Below are 1,016 nucleotides of genomic sequence, written 5' to 3'. Positions count from 1 at the left end.
AACGCGGCTACATCGACGCCGTGATCATGCCCTCCCAAACCCGCGCCCACATCGTCCGCGGCCTGCGCCAGCTCCGCACCAAACGCGAAACCCTCCCGCCCAAGAAGCACGGCAACATCCCGCTGTAGACCCGCCCCGAACCAAACCCAGGATCCGGCCGCCGAAAGGACCCGACCAATGATGATCAAGGTCGTACGGGGCAACCCCACCCCCGAGGAGCTGGCCGCCGCACTGGCGGTGGTCCACGCCCGCGCCGCCGCGCTGCCCACCACCCCGCCCGGCGGCGCGACCGGCACCCGCGACGCCTGGGCCGACCCCTCACGCATCAACTCCCTGCCTCAGCACGGGCCCGCGGCCTGGGCGCGCACCTACTGGCCGCGCTGAACAACCACCCGATCGGAGAGTTCATGAACACCGTGCAACAGGGGGCGCACCGTGCCGGCCACGCACCGGCCCCGCGCGCTCGCGTGGTGATCGCCAAACCCGGCCTCGACGGCCACGACCGCGGCGCCAAGGTCATCGCCAGGGCGCTGCGCGACGCGGGCTACGAGGTGATCTACACCGGCCTGCACCAGACCCCGGAGCAGATCGTCGCGACCGTCATCGCCGAGGACGCCCCGCTCCTCGGGCTCTCCGTCCTCTCGGGTGCCCATCTGACGATCGTCGAGAAGGTCATCCAGCTTCTGGCCGAAGAGGATGCCGGTGACGTCCGGATCCTGGTCGGCGGCATCATCCCCGACGCCGACATCGCGGCGCTCGAAGCGCTGGGGGTCCACGCCGTGTTCACCCCCGGCGCGGGCATCGGCGGAATCGTCGAGACCGTCGACCGACTGCTCACCACCACCGACACCGCGGAACCCGCGCTGGAGCCGGCATGCTGAAGAAAGTCCTCATCGCCAACCGTGGCGAAATCGCTGTCCGCGTGGCCCGGGCGTGCCGGGATGCCGGTATCGCGAGCGTTGCCGTGTATGCGGAGCCGGACCGGGACGCTGTGCATGTCCGGGCGGCGGACGAGG

At 71.0% G+C, this 1,016-nt stretch carries 4 protein-coding genes; all 4 read left to right on the top strand.

From position 1 onward, the window contains the following. Nucleotides 1–128, top strand: a 128-nt coding sequence (locus EOT10_RS43030) for a carboxyl transferase domain-containing protein (RefSeq protein ID WP_348539254.1), incomplete at its 5' end; no start/stop codon positions are given. 49 nt (nt 129–177) lie between these two features. Beyond that, nucleotides 178–384 (top strand): acyl-CoA carboxylase epsilon subunit, encoded by a 207-nt coding sequence (locus EOT10_RS40930; RefSeq protein ID WP_127833443.1) that lies wholly within the window; start codon nt 178–180, stop codon nt 382–384. Between the two features lie 23 nt (nt 385–407). Next, nucleotides 408–881 (top strand): cobalamin B12-binding domain-containing protein, encoded by a 474-nt coding sequence (locus EOT10_RS40925; RefSeq protein ID WP_127833442.1) that lies wholly within the window; start codon nt 408–410, stop codon nt 879–881. Beyond that, nucleotides 878–1,016, top strand: a 139-nt coding sequence (locus tag EOT10_RS40920; protein WP_146003155.1) for a biotin carboxylase N-terminal domain-containing protein, incomplete at its 3' end; no start/stop codon positions are given. The genes EOT10_RS40925 and EOT10_RS40920, both read left to right, overlap by 4 nt.

Source organism: Streptomyces antnestii, from assembly GCF_004005495.1.
GTDB classification, from domain to species: Bacteria; Actinomycetota; Actinomycetes; order Streptomycetales; family Streptomycetaceae; genus Streptomyces; species Streptomyces antnestii.
Note: the sequence above shows the minus strand (reverse complement) of the source record. Positions and strands in the feature narration are given on the sequence as shown.